3 protein-coding genes and 1 pseudogene are annotated in these 3,724 nt (G+C 69.1%); all 4 read right to left on the minus strand.

Going from position 1 to position 3,724, the window contains the following annotated elements:
• Positions 1–390, minus strand: a pseudogene (locus sphsw_RS07500) (SPOR domain-containing protein); the annotation flags it as partial.
• Positions 390–2,114 carry an arginine--tRNA ligase gene (gene argS, locus sphsw_RS07505; protein WP_031440063.1) on the minus strand — a complete coding sequence of 575 codons (1,725 nt, stop codon included), beginning with the start codon at positions 2,112–2,114 and terminating at the stop codon, positions 390–392. The pseudogene sphsw_RS07500 and the gene argS, both read right to left, overlap by 1 nt.
• 78 nt (positions 2,115–2,192) lie before the next feature.
• The gene (locus sphsw_RS07510; RefSeq protein ID WP_031440064.1) at positions 2,193–3,347 is read right to left on the minus strand and encodes a DUF1501 domain-containing protein; all 1,155 of its coding nucleotides are present in this window, start codon (positions 3,345–3,347) and stop codon (positions 2,193–2,195) included.
• 3 nt (positions 3,348–3,350) lie between these two features.
• A partial coding sequence (locus sphsw_RS07515; protein WP_152555424.1) for a DUF1800 family protein occupies positions 3,351–3,724 on the minus strand: 374 nt, incomplete at its 5' end.

Below are 3,724 nucleotides of genomic sequence, written 5' to 3' on the forward strand. Positions count from 1 at the left end.
CCGCTTCCTTGACGCAGCAGGCGTTCTTGAGCGTTCGGCCCGCAACAACCCGAACAAGGGCAAGCCCGTCAGGTCGATCGCACCATTGCCGGCGCCCTTGCCCGCGCTGGTCGCGATCGCGCTGTCGCCCTCGCCATTGACCTTGAGGCCGCCGACCGCATCGGGCTTGACCTTGTACGGGGTCGCCGGCGCGGCGATCAGCTGGCCGTCGCCCGACGGCACGCGGTTCTGCAGCGTGTAGACCCCGAAGATGATCGCCGCGAGCAGACCCAGCCCCAGCACGACGAGCGCGACGACACGCGCGATCGGCGGGCCGTCACGATCGTCCGACTCGATCGTCTCCAGCCAGGGCAGTCGATCTTCCTCGCGCAGGTTCATCTCGTCGGCCATCAATTCAACTCCGAAACCGCCTCGACGCCCATGATGGCAAGGCCGTTGCGGATGATCTGCCCGATTGCGTCCGCCAAGAAAAGCCGTGCCGCCGTGGCGCCGGGATCCTCGACCACCAGGAAGCGCCGCTCGGGCCGATCGTTGCCGACATTCCACAGCGCATGGAACGCTGCGGCCAAGTCGTAGAGATAGAACGCGATCCTATGCGGCTCGCGCGCCGTAGCGGCGGTTTCGACGATTCGCGGAAACTGGCTGGCGAGCTTCATCAGCGCGAGCTCGTCCGTATCAAGCCGGGACAGGTCCGCCTCGATTGCGGCGATCCCCGCCTCGTCCGCGCGCCGGTGCAGCGAGGCGATCCGTGCATGCGCATATTGGACGTAGAAGACCGGATTGTCCTTCGACGCCTCGACCACCTTGGCGAAGTCGAAGTCCATCTGCGCGTCCGACCGCCGCGTCAGCATCGTGAAGCGCACGACATCCTTGCCGACCTCGTTCACGACATCGGCGAGCGTGACGAAATTGCCCGACCGCTTGGACATCTTCACCGGCTCGCCATTGCGCAGCAGCCGGACCATCTGGACCAGCTTGACGTCGAACCGCGTCTTGCCGCCGGTCAGCGCGGCCACGCCCGCGACGATCCGCTTGACCGTGCCGCCGTGATCCGCGCCCCAGATGTCGATCAGCTGGTCGGCGGTCTGGCTCTTCTGGAAATGATAGGCAAGGTCAGCACCGAAATAGGTCCACGATCCGTTCGACTTCTTGATCGGCCGATCCTGGTCGTCGCCGAACTGCGTCGAGCGGAACAGCGGCAGCTCGACCGGCTCCCAGTCGTCCGCCATCTCGCCCTTGGGCGCCTCAAGCACGCCGTCATAGACCAGATCGCGCGACCGCAGCTCGGCCTCCGCCGCCTCGGGCTTGCCGAGCGCCTGCAGTTCGGCCTCGGAGGAGAACACCTCATGCTCGATCCCGAGCAGCGCGAGATCGGCGCGGATCATCACCATCATCGCCGCGACCGCGCGCGTCCGGAACGTCGCCAGCCACTCGCTTTCGGGCGCACCGACGAACCGGTCGCCATATTCGCTCGCCAGCGCCTGCCCGATCGGCACGAGGTAATCGCCGGGATACAGGCCCTCTGGGATCGTCACCGTCTCGCCCAACGCCTCGCGGTACCGCAGGTGGACCGAGCGCGCGAGCACGTCGACCTGCCCGCCGGCATCGTTGACATAATATTCGCGGATCACCCGGTGTCCGGCAAATTCGAGCAGGCTGGCCAGCGCGTCGCCGACCACTGCGCCCCGGCAATGCCCCATGTGCATCGGTCCGGTCGGGTTCGCCGACACATATTCGATGTTGACGGTGATCCCGTCGCCCAGCGTTGAGCGCCCGTAATCGGCGCCTGCGACCGGCACCGCGGCCAGCTCGCCGCGCCAGGCATCGTCGGTCAGCTTCATGTTGATGAAGCCCGGTCCCGCCACGCTCGCGCTTTCGACGGACTCGATCTTGCCGAGTTCGACGACCAGCGCATCCGCCAGCACGCGCGGGTTGGTCTTGGCGGGCTTGGCCAGCACCATCGCCGCGTTGGTCGCAAGATCGCCGTGGCTTGCATCGCGCGGCGGCTCGACCGTCACGTTCTTGCGGTCGAGCCCGGCCGGCAACAGTCCCGCCTCGGTCAGCGTGTCGAGCGCCGCATCGATATGCGCGGCGAAGCGGGTATAGAGCGTCATGCCAATTCCGGTATCGTAAGGAAGCGGGGGCTCTAGCCCAAAGCAGGGCCGGGCTCAATTCATCCCGCACCGGCCCGGTCAGGTGCGGACCAGCCCCTCGATCGCCAGGGTCCGGGCGCTGGCCGGGAACAGCGTCGCCATCGCGCGGCCGGGCTCGACGCCGAAATGCGCCGCGACCGCACCGCCGATGAACGCGTCGAGCGCCATCGTCGGCCTGAGGTCGCGCCCCTCGTAAAGCGCCCCTGCCCCCAGCCCCGGCCAGTCGGCGATCACGCGCCCGCCCGCGACCCCGCCGCCCAGCACCATCGCCGACGCGCCCGTCCCATGATCGGTGCCGCCGGTCCCGTTGACCGCGACGGTCCGCCCGAACTCGGTCGCGACAAGGACCATCGTCTCCGCCCAGAGCGGCCCGAGCCCCGTCTGCAACGCGCCGATCATCGCATCGAGGCCCTTGAGCTGCGCGGCGAGGCGCCCGCGCTGGCCGGCATGCGTGTCCCAACCGCCGGTCTCGATCATCGCGATGCGGGCGCCGTTCGTCGGCGCGATCAACCGTGCGGCGAGCGTGCCCGTCGCCGCCGCATTCTGGCCGTTCGCCGCGGCGAGGTCGCTGGTCAGGCTCCGCGTCGCTATCGCCTCGCTCCACAGGCCATGAAGCTGCGCGTCGCCCTGATACAGCATCGCGACGCGCTGAAGCAGATCGTCGGACGCGTCGGGCAGGTTGGACGGCGCATAGGAGGCGACCTCCCGACGGCCGCGCAGCGCCATCGGCACGGTCGCCGCGACCGCGATGCCGCGCGCCGAATCCGCGGGCAGCAGGTCGAGCAGGCGATTGAGCCACCCGTCCTTGACCTGATAGGCCGTGGCGCCGCCCGTCTCGAGGACGTTCTGACCATCGAAATGCGATCGGTCGCGATAGGGGGACGCGATCGCATGCGCGAACACCGCCTCCTTGCGCGCATAGAGGCCCGCGGTCGTCGCAAGCGCGGGATGCAATGCGAACAGGCCGTCGAGCCTGGTGCCCGACGCGACGTCGGCGGCGAGATCGCCGCGGACGCCCGCGAAGGCCGGGTCGCCGATCGCACCGATCGTCCCCAGCCCGTCGGCCGCGCCACGCTGGATGATGAAGACGAACCGCATCGCGGTGGCGGCGCGGGCAAAGGCCATGCGCGGTGCAAAGGCGCTGGCGAGGCCGCCGAGCATGGCGGAAGTGATGACGTGACGACGATCGAGCATGGCTTATCTCCGCATCGATTCGGGTGCGACGAGCAGCAGCGCGAGCGCCTGCCCGGGGCTTTCGGCGCGCGCCAGCGCCTCGGTCGTGGCGGCGCTCACCGATCCGGGGAACAGCGTCGCCGCCAGTCTGCGGGCATCGATCGCCCCGCCCGCGCGCGAGGCGAACCGCTCCGCCGCCTCGACCCGGCGCATCACCGCATCGGGCCCCGCCCAGCTCGCGGCGATATCGTCATAGCCGGCCGGCTGCCCGGGCTTCCACACCGGGTGGCCAAGCTGCGTCAGCAGGCCTGCGATCGCGCCCGGCTGGACATTGGTCATGCCCAGCGCGCGCATCGCCGCGATCGACCATTCCCAGGGCGTCTTGAATTTCACCGGCG

Source organism: Sphingomonas sp. FUKUSWIS1 (genome assembly GCF_000733135.1).
GTDB lineage: Bacteria > Pseudomonadota > Alphaproteobacteria > Sphingomonadales > Sphingomonadaceae > Sphingomonas > Sphingomonas aerolata.